The organism is Citrobacter sp. R56 (genome assembly GCF_016811995.1).
Taxonomy (GTDB): Bacteria; Pseudomonadota; Gammaproteobacteria; order Enterobacterales; family Enterobacteriaceae; genus Citrobacter_D; species Citrobacter_D enshiensis.
In genome coordinates this window covers 1,366,455-1,384,695 of sequence record NZ_CP069159.1, presented here as the reverse complement: position 1 = coordinate 1,384,695, position 18,241 = coordinate 1,366,455, and the positions used below count along the sequence as shown (strand labels likewise).

The 18,241-nt window shown below is 56.5% G+C and carries 18 protein-coding genes; 3 read left to right on the top strand and 15 right to left on the bottom strand.

Going from position 1 to position 18,241, the window contains the following annotated elements; all coding sequences use genetic code 11:
• Positions 1 to 87 precede the first annotated feature (87 nt).
• Positions 88 to 879 carry an SDR family oxidoreductase UcpA gene (ucpA, locus tag JM656_RS06585; RefSeq protein ID WP_203360491.1) on the bottom strand — a complete coding sequence of 264 codons (792 nt, stop codon included), beginning with the start codon at positions 877 to 879 and terminating at the stop codon, positions 88 to 90.
• 327 nt (positions 880 to 1,206) lie between these two features.
• On the opposite strand from ucpA, the gene murP reads away from it, so the two are divergent.
• Complete coding sequence (gene murP / locus JM656_RS06580; RefSeq protein ID WP_203360490.1) at positions 1,207 to 2,631, top strand: PTS N-acetylmuramic acid transporter subunit IIBC; 1,425 nt, start codon at positions 1,207 to 1,209, stop codon at positions 2,629 to 2,631.
• Positions 2,632 to 2,758: 127 nt separating this feature from the next.
• Here the strand turns inward: murP and yfeX are convergent, their stop codons facing one another.
• The 4 genes from yfeX to JM656_RS06560 form a co-directional block, all read right to left on the bottom strand.
• The gene (gene yfeX / locus JM656_RS06575; protein ID WP_203360489.1) at positions 2,759 to 3,658 is read right to left on the bottom strand and encodes a porphyrinogen peroxidase; all 900 of its coding nucleotides are present in this window, start codon (positions 3,656 to 3,658) and stop codon (positions 2,759 to 2,761) included.
• A 97-nt stretch (positions 3,659 to 3,755) separates the two neighbouring features.
• Complete coding sequence (locus tag JM656_RS06570) at positions 3,756 to 4,331, bottom strand: RpoE-regulated lipoprotein (RefSeq protein WP_203360488.1); 576 nt, start codon at positions 4,329 to 4,331, stop codon at positions 3,756 to 3,758.
• A 60-nt stretch (positions 4,332 to 4,391) separates the two neighbouring features.
• Complete coding sequence (locus JM656_RS06565) at positions 4,392 to 4,841, bottom strand: DUF2919 domain-containing protein (protein ID WP_203360487.1); 450 nt, start codon at positions 4,839 to 4,841, stop codon at positions 4,392 to 4,394.
• A complete protein-coding gene (locus JM656_RS06560; RefSeq protein WP_192612996.1) occupies positions 4,828 to 5,253 on the bottom strand; it encodes a GNAT family acetyltransferase in 426 nt (141 codons plus the stop codon). Before JM656_RS06560 ends, JM656_RS06565 begins: the two co-directional genes overlap by 14 nt.
• A 337-nt stretch (positions 5,254 to 5,590) precedes the next feature.
• On the opposite strand from JM656_RS06560, the gene amiA reads away from it, so the two are divergent.
• Both amiA and hemF read left to right on the top strand, forming a co-directional pair.
• Complete coding sequence (gene amiA / locus JM656_RS06555) at positions 5,591 to 6,460, top strand: N-acetylmuramoyl-L-alanine amidase AmiA (RefSeq protein WP_203360486.1); 870 nt, start codon at positions 5,591 to 5,593, stop codon at positions 6,458 to 6,460.
• Positions 6,461 to 6,462: 2 nt separating this feature from the next.
• A complete protein-coding gene (hemF, locus tag JM656_RS06550; protein WP_203360485.1) occupies positions 6,463 to 7,362 on the top strand; it encodes an oxygen-dependent coproporphyrinogen oxidase in 900 nt (299 codons plus the stop codon).
• An 83-nt stretch (positions 7,363 to 7,445) separates the two neighbouring features.
• Here hemF and eutR read toward each other — a convergent pair whose 3' ends face one another.
• From eutR to JM656_RS06500, 10 genes are all read right to left on the bottom strand, one after another.
• Complete coding sequence (gene eutR, locus JM656_RS06545; protein ID WP_203360484.1) at positions 7,446 to 8,498, bottom strand: HTH-type transcriptional regulator EutR; 1,053 nt, start codon at positions 8,496 to 8,498, stop codon at positions 7,446 to 7,448.
• Positions 8,499 to 8,547: 49 nt separating this feature from the next.
• Entirely contained in the window at positions 8,548 to 9,054 is a 507-nt protein-coding gene (gene eutK / locus JM656_RS06540) for an ethanolamine utilization microcompartment protein EutK (protein WP_203360483.1), read from the bottom strand.
• 11 nt (positions 9,055 to 9,065) lie between these two features.
• Positions 9,066 to 9,725 (bottom strand): ethanolamine utilization microcompartment protein EutL, encoded by a 660-nt coding sequence (gene eutL / locus JM656_RS06535; RefSeq protein WP_203360482.1) that lies wholly within the window; start codon positions 9,723 to 9,725, stop codon positions 9,066 to 9,068.
• A 9-nt stretch (positions 9,726 to 9,734) separates the two neighbouring features.
• Positions 9,735 to 10,634, bottom strand: coding sequence for an ethanolamine ammonia-lyase subunit EutC (gene eutC, locus JM656_RS06530; RefSeq protein WP_203360481.1), 900 nt, complete (start codon positions 10,632 to 10,634; stop codon positions 9,735 to 9,737).
• 20 nt (positions 10,635 to 10,654) lie between these two features.
• Positions 10,655 to 12,016 carry an ethanolamine ammonia-lyase subunit alpha gene (gene eutB / locus JM656_RS06525; protein ID WP_203360480.1) on the bottom strand — a complete coding sequence of 454 codons (1,362 nt, stop codon included), beginning with the start codon at positions 12,014 to 12,016 and terminating at the stop codon, positions 10,655 to 10,657.
• 11 nt (positions 12,017 to 12,027) lie between these two features.
• Positions 12,028 to 13,431 (bottom strand): ethanolamine ammonia-lyase reactivating factor EutA, encoded by a 1,404-nt coding sequence (eutA, locus tag JM656_RS06520; protein WP_203360479.1) that lies wholly within the window; start codon positions 13,429 to 13,431, stop codon positions 12,028 to 12,030.
• Positions 13,428 to 14,654 (bottom strand): ethanolamine utilization protein EutH, encoded by a 1,227-nt coding sequence (gene eutH / locus JM656_RS06515; protein ID WP_203360478.1) that lies wholly within the window; start codon positions 14,652 to 14,654, stop codon positions 13,428 to 13,430. Before eutH ends, eutA begins: the two co-directional genes overlap by 4 nt.
• 123 nt (positions 14,655 to 14,777) lie before the next feature.
• A complete protein-coding gene (eutG, locus tag JM656_RS06510) occupies positions 14,778 to 15,965 on the bottom strand; it encodes an ethanolamine utilization ethanol dehydrogenase EutG (protein WP_203360477.1) in 1,188 nt (395 codons plus the stop codon).
• Positions 15,955 to 16,794, bottom strand: coding sequence for an ethanolamine utilization protein EutJ (eutJ, locus tag JM656_RS06505; RefSeq protein WP_203360476.1), 840 nt, complete (start codon positions 16,792 to 16,794; stop codon positions 15,955 to 15,957). Before eutJ ends, eutG begins: the two co-directional genes overlap by 11 nt.
• Positions 16,795 to 16,827: 33 nt before the next feature.
• Complete coding sequence (locus JM656_RS06500; protein WP_203360475.1) at positions 16,828 to 18,231, bottom strand: aldehyde dehydrogenase family protein; 1,404 nt, start codon at positions 18,229 to 18,231, stop codon at positions 16,828 to 16,830.
• Between the last annotated feature and the right edge of the window lie 10 nt (positions 18,232 to 18,241).

Sequence of the window (18,241 nt, the reverse complement as noted above, 5' to 3'; positions counted from 1 at the left end):
GTTTTATATACCGTTTGATGATTTGAAAGTTGAAAAGAGAATAAGAGAACACCTCCCCACCGACGGTGAGGAGGTTATGGGTGTCAATCAGACACCGACGCTGACGCTTTCCGGCAACGTGCTGCCACCGTCAATGACGTTTTGCGTCCCCGTCAGATAGCTGGATTCATCGGAGGCGAGGAAAGCTGCAAGTTCACCGACCTCAAGCGGGCTCGCCAGGCGGCGCATCGGGATCGCTTTCGCCATCTCGGTCAGCACGGACTCTGGGTCATCCGGATTGGACTGCCGGGCAATGCTTTCCGCCATCGGGGTGCGCACGTAGCCGGGACAGATAGCATTCACACGAATCCCCGCCTGCGCGAACTCCACGGCCAGTGATTTGGTAAGGCCGATCAGCGCCGCTTTGGATAAGGCATAGGCGGTTTCGCCCGGATCGGCAACCATATCGCCCGTCACGGAAGACATCATCACAATGCGACCGTCGTTGCGCTCGATCATTTCGGGCAGCACGGCTTTGGTGACGTTCCAGACACCTTTAATATTGATATCGATATGTAAATCCCGGTCCTCCTCGCTCATGTCGAGAAAGTTACCTAACCGGCAAACGCCTGCGTTGTTGACGAGAATATCAATTTTACCTTCCGTCGCCTTCGCGCGGGCGATGGCGGCGGCAACAGAGGCAGCATCCCTGACATCAGCATGAACCGCCGTACAACGATGGCCGCGACCACCCAACTCATCCGCCAGTTTTTCAATCTCATCGGAGATGTCCAACAAAATTAAGTTCGCGCCATGGCGGGCAAACACTCTGGCGATCCCTTCGCCGATACCTTGTGACGCGCCCGTAATCAGTGCTGTTTTACCCGTGAGTTTACCCATTTCAACGTTCTCCATTTGAATACAGAGCCTTACACTCCATTAACACTGAAAATACAGCAATAACAAATAAGTGCTGCGGAACAGCTCACTAATTCAGGTAAATCTTAAGTAAAAAATCAGCACGCTATTTCCCCAGCGGTTTAATCAACTGGCTACTGCGTTCGATTATGCGCAGGGATGCAATGATTCACATTGTGTTTAATGCTATGAAATATATGATTCCAGTTATTCGCCTGGGTAACAACGAACCTGTAAGGAAACACACATCATGCAATTTGAGAAGATGATTACCGAAGGCGCTCACTGCGCTTCTGAGGAATAACGCGAATGGCAAAAGACATCAGTAATGAACTCCTGAATCGCATCCTCGACCAGGTCGGCGGCGCGGCTAACATTGCCAAATGCGGCAACTGCATGACCCGCTTGCGGTTGTCAGTGCATGACAGCAGTCTGGTAGATCCCGCCATTAAAACGCTGGAAGGCGTGAAAGGCGTCGTGATCTCTAATGACCAGGTGCAGGTCATTTTTGGCCCGGGTAAAGCGCAACGCGCGGCAGATGCCATGAACGTGTTGCTTGGCGAAACGGTGACCCCGCAGGCTGCGGAAATCGCGGCGCAGAACAAACGCCAGATTAAAGCGAAGCAGACATCCGGGATTCAGCAATTTCTGTCAACGTTTGCCACTATTTTCACCCCGTTGATCCCCGGTTTTATTGCCGCGGGTCTGCTACTCGGGATTGCAACGCTCATCGGCACCGTGATGCACGTCCCGGCCGATGCGACCGGCACGCTTGCCGATGCGCTGAACTTTATGAAGGTCTTCAGCAAAGGTCTCTTTACCTTTCTGGTCATTCTTATTGGTTACAACGCCGCGCAAGCATTTGGCGGTACAGGGGTTAACGGCGCCATCATCGCCTCACTGTTCTTGCTGGGATACAACCCAGCCGCCACCACGGGTTATTACTCCGGTCTTCAGGATTTCTTCGGGCTGACGATAGACCCGCGCGGCAACATTATTGGCGTCCTGATCGCCGCCTGGGCCAGCGCGCGCATTGAAGGTCTGATTCGCCGTTTTATGCCTGACGATCTGGATATGCTTCTGACCTCCATGCTGACCCTGGTGATCACCGCCATTCTGGCTTATCTGGTGATTATGCCGCTGGGCGGATGGCTGTTCGAAGGAATGTCGTGGCTCTTTATCCATCTCAACAGCAATCCGCTGGGTTGTGCCGTCCTCGCCGGGCTTTTTCTGATTTCCGTCGTCTTTGGCGTCCATCAGGGGTTTATTCCCGTCTATCTGGCGTTAATGAGCAGTCAGGGTTTTAACAGCCTGTTTCCGATTCTTTCCATGGCGGGCGCGGGTCAGGTCGGGGCTGCGCTGGCGCTCTACTGGCGGGCAGAAAAACACAGCACGTTACGCAGTCAGGTTCGCGGTGCGATCATTCCAGGCTTACTCGGCGTCGGGGAACCGCTGATTTATGGCGTCACATTGCCGCGAATGAAACCCTTTATCACCGCCTGCTTCGGCGGCGCTGCCGGTGGTCTGTTTATCGGTCTGGTGGCCTGGTCCGGTCTGCCGATGGGGTTAAACAGCGCCTTTGGTCCCTCCGGTCTGGTGGCTCTGCCCTTAATGACCTCCGCGCAAGGTATCCTCCCTGCAATGGCGGTGTATGCAGGCGGCATGCTGGTTTCATATATTGCCGGATTTATTTTTACGGTTCTCTTTGGCTGCCGTAACGTGAATCTGGATTAAAAAGTGACCATCACCTGACGCGTTGCCCTCAGTATGACTCCTGCGCCACGCTGAAACATGAATAACAAAAAGGCCAGTCAGTGACATCACTGACTGGCCTTTCACTACCGGAAAAGTCATTAACGCCTTACAGCGCCATCAAACGATCCAGAGACGGCGCAAAGTAATAACCGCCGGTGACCGGTTTGGTGAAGCGCAACATGGCATCGCGTTTACCGTCGGTGTCGCCGAACATGCTCAACAACTGCTGTTCGATGTTGTACAGACGTGCGCAGTAGGCGCAGAAATAGAGGCCATGCGTGCCGCTGGCTGTCCCGTACGGCAGACTCTGACGGACAATTTTCAGCCCTTTACCTTCTTCTTTCAGATCCACGCGGCTCAGGTGAGACGTCTCCGGGCGATCGTCGCCGTCAATCTCTTCGTTGGCTTCTTTGGTGCGGCCAATCATCATCTCCTGATCGTGGATGCTCATGCGGTTGAGCTGCTTCAGGTTGTGTTCCCAACGCTGAACGAACACATAGCTGCCGCCCGCATCCACGCCGTCTTTAATGACCGCAACCTCACGGCGCGTCTCAGCGCCCGCCGGGTTTTCTGTCCCATCGACAAAGCCGCTGAGGTCACGCTCTTCTACCCAACGGAAACCGTGGATCTCTTCTTTCACTTCGATGCAGTCGCCAAAGGCTTCCATCGCCGCCTGCGCAACGGAGAAATTCACGTCATGACGCAGAGACAAAATATGGATAAGCACGTCGTACTGCGTTGCCGGTGCCAGACCTTTACCGTAAGGCATAAAATCTTTCAACTCTTCTGCGCCCACGCCGCCGCTGAGGGCGCGCCAGGTGTTGTTGCCGAAAGCCACGACGGCGCCTAAGTGCGCATCCGGGAATTTTGTTTCGAAGGTTGCCAGTTTGTCGGCAAACGCTTTGCTCGCCGCACGCAGGGCATCAACCTCCCCTTTAACATTGGCTTCAATCCAAATCGCCGCACGGCAATGTTCTGGCAAAATGCCACTCTGAACCTGAGACATTATTCCTCCTGAATATGAGAATGCCACGACGTGGTGGCATTATTGATGGGGGCTATTGTAACCGTTTTTTCTGCGGGGCGGTTTGTTCAGACGCAAATTAACGACGCCAGATAATTTTGCTTACCGTCCAGTTTTTCAGCGTGTCATCAGAGGGCATCAACCCTTCAGGACCGCTCCATTCGCCAGAAAAAACATAGCTAACGTGCTGACTTCCTTCCGCTTTACACTCAACAGCGTTGCTATCGTCACCAGACGCCAACTCGCAGTTGCCGAATGCCTTACTGTAAAGGTCGCTAAACGGAGTACCGATCTCAACGCCGGTGTGTGCCGGAATCTCACGGTCCAATACAGCAATCCGGCTGATGGTTCCCTGGTCGCCGTTGATCACCATCGCCACCTGGTCCCCCTTCATCGCCTCGAAATAACGTACAACATTGCCGTTATCCGTTTTCATCCCGCTACGCAGGCGATAGTCGCCATCCAGCGCGTCGGCAATGGCGCTTTCATCAAGCGGGGTGGACGCCGTTAATGTTCCAACGCCTTGTTCGGTGACTTCCGTCGATGATCCAAACCAGTTCCACGGATTTGCGGCGGACCAGTTTACAGACGAGAGTGTCGAACAGCCGGTCAGTGCCAGCGGCATCGCACATAAAAGCAAACGCAGCGATTTCATCTCACTTCCTTTCTTTATTAATCAACGTTGGTTGGAGTCCGGCTTCGTTAAAAAGTGCCGTTATTCTTTTTCAATGGCAAAACAGGCGCGTAAACGCCGATGGGTCACCAGCCAGATAAGGGCGATGATATCCAGGACGACCAGCGCCAGCCCGACGCCGCTGACCGGCTCCCCCCTCAACCACAATACCGGTTGCCAACAAAGCAGCACCGATTGGGCTAAAATCAAAAGCACGCGAAATCTGTGCCACAGCACCGGAAACGCAAAGCGCCGCCCGCTGAGTAAAAACGCCAGCACAGCGGGTACGCCAGGGATTAGCCCCAGCCAAAAAGAATCGTGATCGGGATAAAACAGATTAAGCAGCGTATTGCCCTGGTCACGCGATGAACCCGCGATCACAAACAATACCCAGGTGCGCGCCTGTAGCAACAGAACGCACCAGAACAGAAAAGGCAGGCGTAAACGTCCGTGACTGTCATAGTCGCCAGGATGAAACTCAATACTCTTCATCTTCAATCAAACGCTTACCCAAAATCAGCACATCGCTGTGCTCGTAGCCCAGGCGCTCATACATCCCCAGCACGACGTCGTTTTCGTCCCGCACCATGATTTGAATTTTCGGACAGCCGCGGGCAATCAGCTTTTTTTCCAGCCGGTTCAGTAGCGCATTGGCGATACCACGACCACGAAACTCCGGATGCACGCCAAGATAGTACGCCGAGCCGCGATGCCCGTCATATCCCCCCATCACCGTGCCGACAACTTCACCGTTCACCTCCGCGACCAGGAACAAGCTGACGTCATGATTCACCTTGCGCTCGATATCCATTTCCGGATCGTTCCATGGACGCAACAGATCGCAGCGCTCCCAGAGGGTGATCACCTCTTCGAAATCTTGCTGGCGGAAAACGCGTATCTCCATGGTATGAGTCACCTTTTAGGGTTAAAAACAGTGATTATGGCGCGATCGCCTGATTTAGCCAATATCTGACGCGAAGCGGTGAAAAAAATGGCATAATAGATCATTGTCACGTATTGAAATGAAACGTAAAACAATTCTCATCCTGAACAGTCGTAACGGAATACACGGTACGATATATATACCCTAAATAATTCGAGTTGCAGGAAGGTGGCAAGTGAGTGAATCTCCAGGAGCTGACTAAAGTCAGTGACTGGCGTGAGCGAACGCAGCCAACGCACATGCAAGTTGAAGTATGACGGGTACATCTGGAACTTATTTTTATTACAACTCAGGCCGTATGAGCACTTTTAAACCACTAAAAACTCTCACATCGCGCCGCCAGGTGCTGAAAGCTGGGCTGGCTGCCCTGACGCTGTCAGGCATGTCGAACGCCATCGCCAAAGAAGAACCGCTGAAAACCAGCAATGGTCACAGTAAGCCGAAGGCCAAAAAAGCGGGGGCCAAACGTGTTGTCGTACTCGACCCCGGCCACGGAGGAATCGACACCGGCGCCATTGGCCGCAACGGTTCGAAAGAGAAACACGTGGTACTGGCTATCGCCAAAAACGTCCGTTCAATCTTGCGTGGTCAGGGGATTGATGCGCGTTTAACCCGCAGCGGCGACACGTTTATTCCGTTATACGATCGCGTTGAGATTGCCCACAAACACGGCGCTGACCTGTTTATGTCCATTCATGCCGATGGTTTTACCAACCCGTCTGCCGCTGGCGCGTCTGTTTTCGCACTTTCCAATCGCGGCGCCAGTAGCGCCATGGCGAAATACCTCTCCGATCGCGAGAACCGCGCCGATGAAGTCGCGGGCAAGAAAACCACCGACAAAGATCATCTGTTGCAGCAGGTGCTTTTCGACCTGGTACAGACGGACACCATTAAAAACAGCCTGACGCTGGGTTCGCATATTCTCAGGAAGATCAAACCCGTGCATCGTCTGCACACGCGCAATACAGAGCAGGCCGCGTTCGTGGTGCTAAAATCACCGTCAATTCCGTCGGTGCTGGTTGAGACCTCTTTTATCACCAACCCGGAAGAGGAACGCCTGTTGGGCACCGCCGCATTCCGGCAAAAAATTGCCACCGCCATCGCCAACGGCGTGATCAGCTATTTTCACTGGTTCGATAACCAGAAAGCCCACTCGAAGAAACGTTAACCATGAAACCCGATGCACAACGCGTGAAACAGTTCCTGCTGAGTTTGCAGGATGACATTTGCCAGCAATTGTCAGCGGTCGATGGCGCCAGCTTTGTCGAAGACAACTGGCAGCGTGAAGCGGGTGGCGGCGGACGCAGTCGGGTGTTGCGCAGCGGTGGGATCTTTGAACAAGCAGGCGTCAATTTCTCCCATGTTCACGGCGATGCAATGCCTGCTTCCGCCACCGCGCACCGGCCTGAGCTGGCAGGGCGCAGCTTTGAAGCGATGGGGGTCTCGCTGGTGGTACACCCACTCAACCCATACATTCCAACCAGCCATGCCAACGTGCGTTTTTTCATCGCTGAAAAACCCGGAGCGGATCCGGTCTGGTGGTTTGGCGGGGGGTTTGATCTCACGCCCTACTACGGCTTTGAAGACGATGCCATTCACTGGCACCGCACGGCGCGCGATTTATGCCAGCCCTTTGGCGATGACGTCTACCCACGCTATAAAAAATGGTGCGACGACTACTTCTTCCTCAAACACCGCAATGAACAGCGCGGCATTGGCGGGCTGTTCTTTGACGATCTGAACACGCCGGATTTCGACAGCTGTTTTGCCTTTATGCAGGCGGTCGGTAAAGGGTATAGCGATGCGTATCTGCCGATCGTCGAGCGCCGCAAAACGATGGCCTGGGGTGAGCGTGAGCGGAACTTCCAGCTCTATCGTCGCGGGCGCTACGTGGAATTCAATCTGGTGTGGGACAGAGGAACGTTGTTTGGTTTGCAGACCGGCGGGCGCACTGAATCCATTTTGATGTCGATGCCGCCGCTGGTTCGCTGGGAATATGACTGGCAACCGGAAGCCGACAGCCCGGAAGCCGCCTTAAGCGAGTTTATTCAAGTGCGCGAGTGGGTGTGATTGCCGGATGGCGGCTTCGCCTTATCCGGCCTACGGAGTCTGGCTTTGTAGGCCTGATAAGCGAAGCGCCATCAGGCACGCAACTACCTCCACTCCCGCATCCGCTGGTGCAGCGTCAGTGACGGTTTCTCGGCAAACAGGTGCTGATAATCGGTGGCAAACTGCCCCAAATGCCAGAACCCCCACTGCATCGCGGCGTCTTTGACCGTGACGTTTTGCGACCAGGGGCTTATCAACTCACGACGCACCGCATTCAGGCGGATCCTCTTCAACCATGCGTTCGGCCCAATCCCTAAAATCGCGTGAAAGGCGTTTTGCAGCGTACGGCGACTCACATGCAGTTGATTGCACAAATCCAGTACAGTCAGCGGCTCTGACATATTCTCCAGCACATAGTCCCGCGCGCGCGACAGCAACCGTCGATAGCTCTGATGGCTGATGCTCTCCGCCGTTATGATCGGCTGCGCTTCTTCCAGCATCGTCCCCATCGCCAACAACAGATTATCCCGCAGCACTTTACGTACCGCGGGCTGATGCAGATTGCCAGGATTCTCACTGAAGGTCGCCAGCGCCTGCTGTACGAACCCCCACAGCGCCGCTTTATGCTGTTCTTTTACCTCCAGCGCTGACTGGTTGCGCAGCATATGCAGCACCCGTTCCGGGTTATGTAAAAAGTTCGCATGCCGTGTAATAGCCTCTTCGGAGATGACCACCCCAAGAATGGTGTAATCGTCCGGCGTGCTCAATTCAAATTCGGTTCCCCCCGGTCGGGTCGCAATCTCCGCGCTGCCAATGCACTGCGAACCAATAAATCCCTGCTCGCCGCGTGTCGCCGGAATGCCAAACCAGAACGAGTTTGGCCAGACCAGACAAGACTGGCGTAACGCCAGGCCGGTGTATTCACGGAATACCTGAATATCATCCAGCAGGATTTCCGTGAACTCGCCATGAAATTTGCCAGGATTTAGCTGATCATAGATCTGCTGCCAGGCGGTAATCGTCAGAGCGTGTTCATAAACATCCGTTGTCCGTCGCTGGTGAACCGCGTCCACCTCGACCTTCGGCGTAAAGTTAACGTCTTCGGGCAACGCTTCATGATAAAGATGATGCAAGTTTGCTGTACGGGTCTTTTTCATGATCTTTTAAGCCGGGAACTTCACCGAAGCCCCCGGCACCTCCGACAGGTTATTCGTTCTTCAGACGATAGCGACTACTGCGTTTACGCAACGTCCCATCAGAAAAGAGCTGCTCCAGCGCGCTTCTGGCTTTTTCAAGTGGCCAGCCAAAGTGCGCCGCCACCTCCCCTGCCGTCATTCCCTGACGTACTGTTGCCAACTGCGCCAGCAATTCCTCCAGAGATTCAGACGCCACCGGCTCATCTGGCGTCTTTTTCGGTTTCACCGAGGGCGTTGGCTGGCGCTTAAAACTGCCGATCAGCCACTGGGTGTCATCATCTGGCCGCCCGATTTCCTTGCGACTGATAACACGACCTGTTCGCTGTGCGGCAGCGCTTCCGGCATCCAGCGCCGCACGACACGCCGCTAAATCCCCCTCAACCACCAGCGTAAGCCTGCCAGGATCGAGCACTTCGTGACTGAGCAGACGCACGTTGGCGGCTTTCAGCATGGCATCCGCAGCATCAACAGCAGCGACCATGCCCTCCACTTCCAGTAATCCCAGTGCATTGATCATGGAAACCTCCCTTACGCGCGCTGTACTGGATTACGGGCAATATCCAGAACGGCATCGGCAAACGCGTTACAGGCAGCTTTACAGGCGGCCTGGCTACCGGTCAGAAACGCCGCTGAATAGTTGGTTTCTGACGGCGGCGGCACGTAAGTCACCAGTTGTACATCGGCAGATTTCAGCGCCGCATCAATCCCAAATGTCGCTTCCAGCGGCGGCGCCACCAGATAGGCCATCGGATCGCCGAGTCGACACCCGGCCGTTGCCGAAAGATACGAACCGGTACGTGAAACCACATGCGCGAGAAATGCCGTGTTTTCGGCATCGTTCGCCCACTGGAACGCCGCGCCGCTTTCGATGTTGGCGACCATCGCATCCAGACCGGCACGCACTTCCGCCGGATTCGGGCCGCCCAGCATGATCATCACTTCACCGGCTGTCGGTGATGGACCATGCGCGGCCCCCGCATACAACGAGCGACCGAACACCACTTCGACCATGGCCTGTTTAGTGGCTTCATCTGCGGCAATATACGCCACATCATCAGAGTCTGCAGTGATGAGTCCGAGGCTACGTATATGCGGTGGTAATTTAAGTTCCCGTGCAAACTCAGCGTTAACGGAGGCAATCACACGCATGGCGGTGACCGAGGGTCGAATTAAATCTAATGCTGGCATGATGTCTCCTTAACGGGTCATGTTGATGCCGGAGGCTTTCTGCTCCAGCATACGTTTTGCCAAATCTACAATCACAGCGGCCGCTTCTACCGGCGGTGTGCCACCCTGGTGAATGTTGGAAATACAGGTACGGTCAGCCTCAACGGTCGTCGCCACGCGCGGTGAATACACGGCGTAGCAGGAGAGACTTTCCGACTGCCCCAGCCCCGGACGCTCGCCAACCAGCAGAATCACCACTTTCGCGCCGAGAATTTCGCCGATCTGATCTTCGATCTTCACACGGCCATAGCGCACAAAGAACGGTGTGCCGACCTTCAGACCCGCCTGGTTTAACCCGGCCAGCAGCGGCGGCAGGATCTCTTCATAGTTGGCGGTAATGGCGTCGGTAGACAGGCCATCGGAAACCACCACCTGCACGTCCGGATTCGCCAGGCACTGTGCCTTCAGCGCTTCAATAGCCTCCGGGCTCAGGCGACGGCCCATGTCCGGGCGAGTCAGGTACAGGTTTTTGTCGCTGATTTCTGAACGCACTTCCAGCAGACCTTGCGCTTTCACCCACTCTTCCGGCACCTCTTTCAGGACGGTATCTTTCGAGCGTGAGTGGTCAGCCAGGAAACGCAGCAGCGCCTGGGTACGCGGACGCGGACCTGCACGACCGGTGCAGACGCGCGCGGCGGTACTGCGACGCAGCTCCGTCAGCACATCAGCGCGGTTGGGGTTCTCAACGCCAATCCAGGCTTTAGCTTCGGGCGAACCCAAATCCAGCGCGCAGCTTTCCACCGCAGAGGAGGTAGCACATTGCGTCGTGCTGCATTTCGCTTCCGGTAACGGCGCGGATGCCTGTGGCTGCGGTTGTCCCATTGACGCCATTACACTGCGTACAATTTCTTCAATCTGTTTTTGATCCATCGTGTGTCATCCCCGCGTCATCAGAAGAACAGTGACGGATCGCCCGCCCGTTTGGTCAGGCGACCGTTTGCCATAATGCCCATGGTTTCCAGCCAGCGTTCGAACTCCGGCGACGGACGCAGATTCAGCAACTGGCGCACGGTCGCGGTATCGTGGAACGCGGTGGTCTGATAGTTGAGCATGATGTCGTCACCGAGCGGCATGCCCATGATGTAGTTGCAACCCGCGGTGGCGAGCAGAATCATCAGGTTTTCGTTGAGGTTCTGGTCGGCATCGGCATGGTTGGTGTAGCAGCAGTCACAGCCCATCGAGATGCCGCTCAGCTTGCCCATAAAGTGATCTTCCAGACCGGCGCGAATAATCTGGCGGTCATTGTAGAGATACTCCGGCCCGATAAAGCCCACCACGGTGTTCACGAGGAACGGATCGTAATGGCGCGCCAGACCGTAGTTACGCGCTTCCATCGTCACCTGATCCGCGCCGAAGTTCGCGCCCGCAGAAAGCGCGGAACCCTGCCCGGTTTCAAAGTACAGGCAGTTTTCCCCGGCAATACGGTTGAACTCGGCGCCGACGGCACGCGCTTCATCCAGCATCGCCAGCTCTACGCCAAACTCTTTCAGCCCTTTTTCACTGCCGCAAATACTCTGGAAAATCAGCCCGCCCGGCGCACCGCGACGAATGGCTTCAATCTGGGTGGTGACGTGCGCCAGCACACAGCCCTGAGTCGGGATATTGAACTTGTCGATAACCCCGTAAACGGTGTCTAGCACGCGGCTTAAGTTATCCACGTCATCCGTTACCGGGTTAACGCCGATCACCGCATCGCCCGCGCCGAAAGAGAGTCCTTCATAGATTTGCGCAGCGATACTCTGCACATCATCGCGGGTGTCGTTCGGCTGTAAACGGCAGCTGAAGGTGCCCGGCAGACCAATGGTCGTGTTGGCCTTTTTGATCACCGGCATCTTCTTGCCGCCGTAGATCAGGTCAGCGTTCGAGCAGATTTTGGCGACCGCCGCCACCACTTCCGAGGTCAGGCCTTTACGCGTAAAGGCAATGTCATCAACAGAGGTTTCATCGCTCAGCACGTATTCGCGCAGCTCGCTGATGCTCCAGTTTTTAATGCGGTTATAGGCCGTTTCGTTGACGTCATCCTGAATCAGACGCGTAACGCAATCCTCCTCATAGGAAATCACCGGGTTATTGCGGATATCCGCTACCGTCATTTCCGACAACACCTGTTTCGCAGCAACACGCTCTTGCGAGCTTTCTGCGGCGACCCCTGCCAGCACATCCCCCGAACGCAGTTCGTTGGCTTTTGCCAGCACCTCTTTTACATCCTTAAACTGATAAACATTGCCGAACAATGTGGTCTTTAGTTTCATAAGTCGTTCCCTCAGGAAGGAAATGCGAGTGATTTCACCGTCACCGGCACAACCGATCCGCCAAAAAGAGGCGTACCAATGTCGATATAGTCCCCCGACCGAACGATCACTTCGTCAATGACCGCCAGCGGGTGTTGCTGTAACTGTGGGCGTAACAGCATGCCCAGGGCTTTACCAAAGTCCTGCTCGGCCACCACCAGCAGGGGATGCGGATTCGGAAAACGCGCGACGAACGCTAACAGCGCGTCGATGACCGTGAGTAATGCGGCGTAACGCACCGGCAGCGAGGCGGGAAGCGCCAGTACATACGCGTCAGTTTGTGGGCAGAGATCGAGCTGAATCAGCGCCTGATGCCAGGCGTTCACCAGGTCGGATTCATCTACGGGAATGGCTACCGGCAGATTGCGCAGCGGCAGCGCAACGCCCTCCAGCCATATCGTGCTGCCCGAGAGCGACAGCGTGTGGGCCCCGGCACCAATCACCGTGGCACGCACGGTTTGCGCCGGGAACTGCACGTTCATCTCACGCAGGCGCGGATGCTCATGCAGCGCCATTGCCAGTAGCGGTCCAATATCAGAAAAACAGAATGAATCGGCAGGTTGGTTGCGATAGCACTCTCCCACACCGCCGGAAAGCGTGATGACGTCAGGCCGCGTGCCTGCGGGCAGCAACCCTGTTTGCATCAGCGCCTGTGCCAGCGGCGAGAGCGTACCGTCGATAACCTCGACGATAAGATCGGCCATCCGCTGCGCCACCTGCCCCAGTTGTGCGACCGTCAGCGCGCGGGCATCGGTACCCGCGCCGAAAACTGCATCAACAATCTGTTGCCCCGGCTGATGCGCCCAGGCAACACGTCCCTGGCTGTTGGTTTCCAGCAGTCTGCCGCCCACGTTCAGACAGGCCGTTGCGCTCACTTTCCCGGCGTCAAACAACGCGTAGTTCGACGTACCGCCACCAATATCGATGTTCAATACGCGACACAGACGCTGTTCCGACAGGGTTTGCGCCCCTGCTCCGTGACCGGCAATCACCGATTCCAGATGCGGTCCGGCGCTGGCAACGACAAAGTCGCCGAGAGACTGGGAGAGGGTCATCACCGCCGGACGGGCGTTACGGGTTTTCGCGCTCTCGCCGGTGATGATGACAGCCCCGGAATCCACAGACTCCGGAGCAATGCCTGCGGCCTGATACTGGGCCAGAATCAGCGCCTTCAGTTCTGCTTCTTGTAACCCGCCCTGCTTATCGACGGGAGTAAAGAAGACCGGGCTTTGCCAGCTAATTTCGCGTTTGATGAATTCGTAACGCGGCACCTGCGACACTGCCGCACGGTTAACCAGCTCAAGGCGCGAGAAGATCACCTGAGTGGTGGTGGTGCCGATATCGATACCAACGCTCAGTAGCTGGCGAGTCTTCACGATTGCGCCTCCACTTCGGTTTTAACCGCTGCCGGGTCATCTTTTGGCACCAGCAGCATCGCTACGCCAATCGCCGTCACACCGCCAATCAGCTTGCCGACAATCATCGGGAAGATCATGGCGTTCATGTTCGCGGCGGCGAAACCTAAGTGGTCGCCAAGGGCGAACGCGGCGGAGACCGCAAACGCGCAGTTAATCACTTTGCCGCGGGTATCCATCTGCTTCATCATGCCGAACATTGGAATGTTGTTCGCCAGCGTCGCCACCATACCTGCCGCAGCAATGTTGTTGATTTTCAGCAGATTGCCAACGCTCATCAGCGGTTTTTCAAACCAGCGGGTCAGCAGCAGCACCATCGGATAAGCACCGAGCAGCACACAGGAGATGGAACCGATAACTTCAATGGCGCGCATCACTTCGCCAGGTTTGTCGCCTGGGGCCATAAAGATAGGATCAAGACCCGGGATCAGCTCCCAGCCCAGCAGGAACTTCACCACCGCCGCCGCCAGACCGATCGTTATCAGCGCCACGAGGAATTTGGCGAAGATCTGGAAACCGTTGATCATTTTTTCCGGGATAAATTTCAGCCCCAGCGCCACCAGCACCGCCACAATCAATACCGGGATCATGTTCATCAGGATCAGCGCGAAGGTGAACTCTACCGGCTGGCCGTTGACCTCAACGCCGGAGTACATGGCAATCAACCCTCCGGCGATACAGCCGACAGGGATGGTGACAATACCCGCCAGCACGCCGAGTGCCAGGTAACGGCGGTCAGACGGCTCGATAATGCCAAGCGCCACCGGAATAGAGAAAACCAGCGTCGGCCCCATCATCGCGCCGAGAATCAATCCAGAGTATAGCCACGCCGCCACATCACCGCCCGCCAGCTCTTTGGCAAGGAAGAAACCGCCCATATCGCAGGCCAACAGCGTACCGGCGAACATCGATGGGTTGGCACCCAGCATCTCGTACAACGGAATAATCACCGGTCCCAGCACATGCGCCATCACCGGTGCCAGCGCGGTCATACCGACCATCGCCAGACCCAGCGCGCCCATTGCCATAAACCCTTCTTCAAACTGACCGCCGGAACCCTCGATACTCTTACCGAACTTACCGAGGAAGCGTTCAGAGCCGCCAAACTGCGACAGGATCCTGTCCACGGCGGCAATCAGCATAAAGAACATCATGATGTACATGATGATTTCGTTAATTCCCATAGCCTTGTCTCCATTTGCCAGGGTTTTCGTAGGCCTGATAAGCGCAGCGCCATCAGGCAATGATGCCGCGTTTTACCGGATGGCGGCGCGAACGCCTTATCTGGCCTACGTCCTGGTATGCTTTTATTGTGCCGCCGCGTACAAATCGATAATTTCGCTCTGCGTGGCGGTTCGTGGGTTGCTGCTGATACAAATATCGTCCAGTGCGGCCTGCGCCCATGCGCTGTATTGCGAAGGCTGCGCGCCGACGTCGGCGAGCCGTTTGGTCTGGCCAACCTCGGCAATCAGTTCACTCACCGCATTAATCGCGTCGCGATCGTCTGATTTCTTATTGGTTAATGCCCGCCCGATGTGACTGAAGCGTTCACGGCACACCATGCGGTTAAATCCCATCACCGTTGGCAACAACATGGCGTTCGCTTGTCCGTGCGGGATGTGCAGCGCAGCGCCTGGCTGATGCGCCATCGCATGACACAACCCCAGCCCCGCGCTGGAAAACGCCATTCCGGCCATACAGGAGGCGAGCAGCATGCTCTCTCGCGCGGCCAGATCGTGACCATTGCCCACCGCTTTCGGCAGTGATTTGCCGATCATCGCAATCGCGCCAATTGCCAGACTGTCGGTAAATGGCGTGGCGTTCAGCGCGCTGTATGCCTCAACCGCGTGGGTCAACGCGTCGATCCCGGTCATCGCTGTCACGTGCGACGGGATCCCTTCCGTCAGCGCGGCATCCAGAATCGCTACATCCGGCATCAGCGCCGCATGCGCCAGCACCTGTTTACGCCCGGTGACCGCATCAATGATGACCGTCACGTTCGTCGTTTCCGACCCGGTTCCTGCCGTCGTCGGCACCGCAATCAGCGGCAACCGCGGACGCAATGCGCTTTGTGCTGTCATCTCTGCCAGCGGTTGTGTCGGGTTCGTGACCAGCAAGGCGACCGCTTTCGCCGCATCCAGCACCGAACCGCCGCCAAACGCCACCACGCCGTCACACTTCGACTCACGCAGTTGCGCCACTGCCGCGCAAACATCCGTAATGCACGGCTCACCCACCGGGCAAGGCCAGAGCGTGATCGCCACACCTTTCATCGCCAGACTACGCGTGAGCGCGGCCGTCATTCCGGCCTGGTGCAGAAAACTGTCGACCATCACAAACAGATGCGTCAGCCCGCGCGTTTGCGCTTCCTGCCCGCAGGCACTTAGCGCGCCCAGACCACACAACGTGACCGGTGGAACGCTGAACGTTTTCACCCGTTGCAGATTCAGGGTGTCAAATGCCTGAAAGAGCGCCGTCTGCAATTCAGCTTGCATGGATCCCCTCCGCTTTCTCTTTCCCGCTGTTTGCTATCGCCAGCGGCGTCATAAACAAACTGTGCTGTGGTAAATGCACCGCTAACTCTGGAAAGCGCTTGCGAAACAGCTCATGGACGCCCGGCTGCATGCACGAACCGCCCGCCAGCCATAAATCAGCGATCCCTTGACCTTCGATATGATGGGCGACTATCTCCGCCATCTTTTCGTAGACCGGCTTCACCACAGGCCAAATTTCTGCCCCGTTGCCGCGTTTGTACTGCTCCGCTTCTTCCAGTTGAATGCGACGGTTTCCGGCCAGGGTCAGGGAAATATGATGCCCGCCAGTCGCTTCATCAGCGGAGTAAGTCACCAAACCCCGCTTGACGATGGCGATCCCGGTGGTTCCCCCGCCGATATCCACCACCCCGGCGTTATCCAGTTGCAGCAGATCTGCCACGGCAGTCGGTTCGTCCAGCACATGGCTGACTTCCAGACCCGCCGACTCCAGCACGTTAATCGAGATGCGTGGGTCGGTGCCCGGCGGAAACGAGGTTGCCGCATGGGTAAACCGACAGCCGAGTTGTTGTTCAAGGGAATCGAGATGGCGACGAACAATGGTCACCGCGCCGAAGAAATCCCAGACGATGCCGTCACGCACCACATCGGCCCAATCGAGGCAGACAGCCACCGGGTTTCCGTCGCTGTCGACAACCATCGACACCACGTCGCAGGTGCCCAAATCAACGCCCAGCCACAGCGCGGAATCGCTCTTTGCCGGTGTCTGATTGCACAGCGCTGCGGCTTTCTGCAAACGTGGGGTAAGCCATTGTTGTTCGTCGTGCGCCATCTCTTTTCTCCGTTTAGCCTGATGGGCAGGCACTTAAACGATGCGGAACGCATCCACCAACACACAGCGACGCAGACGCACAAAGGTACGCGCGCTGGTCACCCCTTCCCCGGTTGGCGTGGTAATGGTCATGGTGGTCCAGCCTTCGCCGCCCAGTCCCAGTCCGGCAATGCACGGTCCGTTCTTGACGAAAATGCTGGTATCAATGGCATTCGCCATCCGATTCATGTTGTCGATATTGCGCGAGTGCATCGCCGCCGTATGGTGACAACCCCCTTCAAGCGTGACCGCCAGCGCAATGGCTTCGTCGACGTTCGCCACCCGTACAACCGGCAATACCGGCATCATCAGTTCGGTGACGGCGAACGGGTGAGTGGCGGGCGTTTCGACGAATAACAGGCGCGTTTGCTCTGGCACATTCAGGCCAATCGCGGCGGCAATTTTCCCTGCGTCGCGTCCTACCCAGTCACGGCTAACCGTGCCTTTGCCACGCTCGTCGACGTTTTTCAGCAGCACCGGCTGAAGCTGTTCGGCCTGAGCCGTGGTCAGTTTCACCGCCTGCTCGCTTTCCATCAGACGCATCAGCTCATCGGCAACGCTATCGACAACAATCAACACCTTCTCATCGGCGCAAATGATGTTGTTATCGAAGGACGCCCCTTTGACGATGGATTGCGCGGCGCGCGCCAGATCTGCGGTCTCATCCACCACCACTGGCGGGTTCCCCGCGCCTGCGGCAATCAGACGTTTATTGGTGTGTTTACGTGCAGCGTCCACCACCGCTTCGCCGCCGGTGACGACCAGCAGGCCAATGCCCGGGTACTTAAACAGGCGTTGCGCCGTTTCGATATCGGGGTTTGCGACGGTGACCAGCAGGTTTTCCGGACCGCCTGCCGCGACAACCGCCTGGTTGAGTAAGGTGATGGCGCGTTGAGAAACGCCTTTCGCCGCCGGATGGGGCGCGAACACCACGCTGTTACCTGCGGCAATCAGGCTGATAGCGTTATTAATCACCGTCGCCGCCGGGTTAGTTGACGGGGTGACTGATGCCACCACGCCCCACGGCGCGTTTTCAATCAAGGTCAGGCCGTTATCGCCGGTCAGCACCTGGGGTGACAGACATTCCACACCCGGTGTGCCACGGGCCTGCGCCACGTTTTTGGCAAATTTATCTTCTACGCGTCCCATGCCGGTTTCAGAAACCGCAAGTTCCGCTAATTCTCTGGCGTGTTTTTCGCCTGCTTCACGAATAGCGTGAATGGCCAGCTGGCGCATCGCGACGCTCTTAAGCCCCTGCTGAGCCACTTTTGCGGCGGCAACCGCGTCATCCAGGGAGGCAAAGACGCCCATTTCATGAACAGCCTGGTCAGGCTGGCTGCTGTCTTTCATTTTCAGCAACACCGCTTTGACGACCTGTTCAATATCCTGTTGATTCATGATTTTCTGC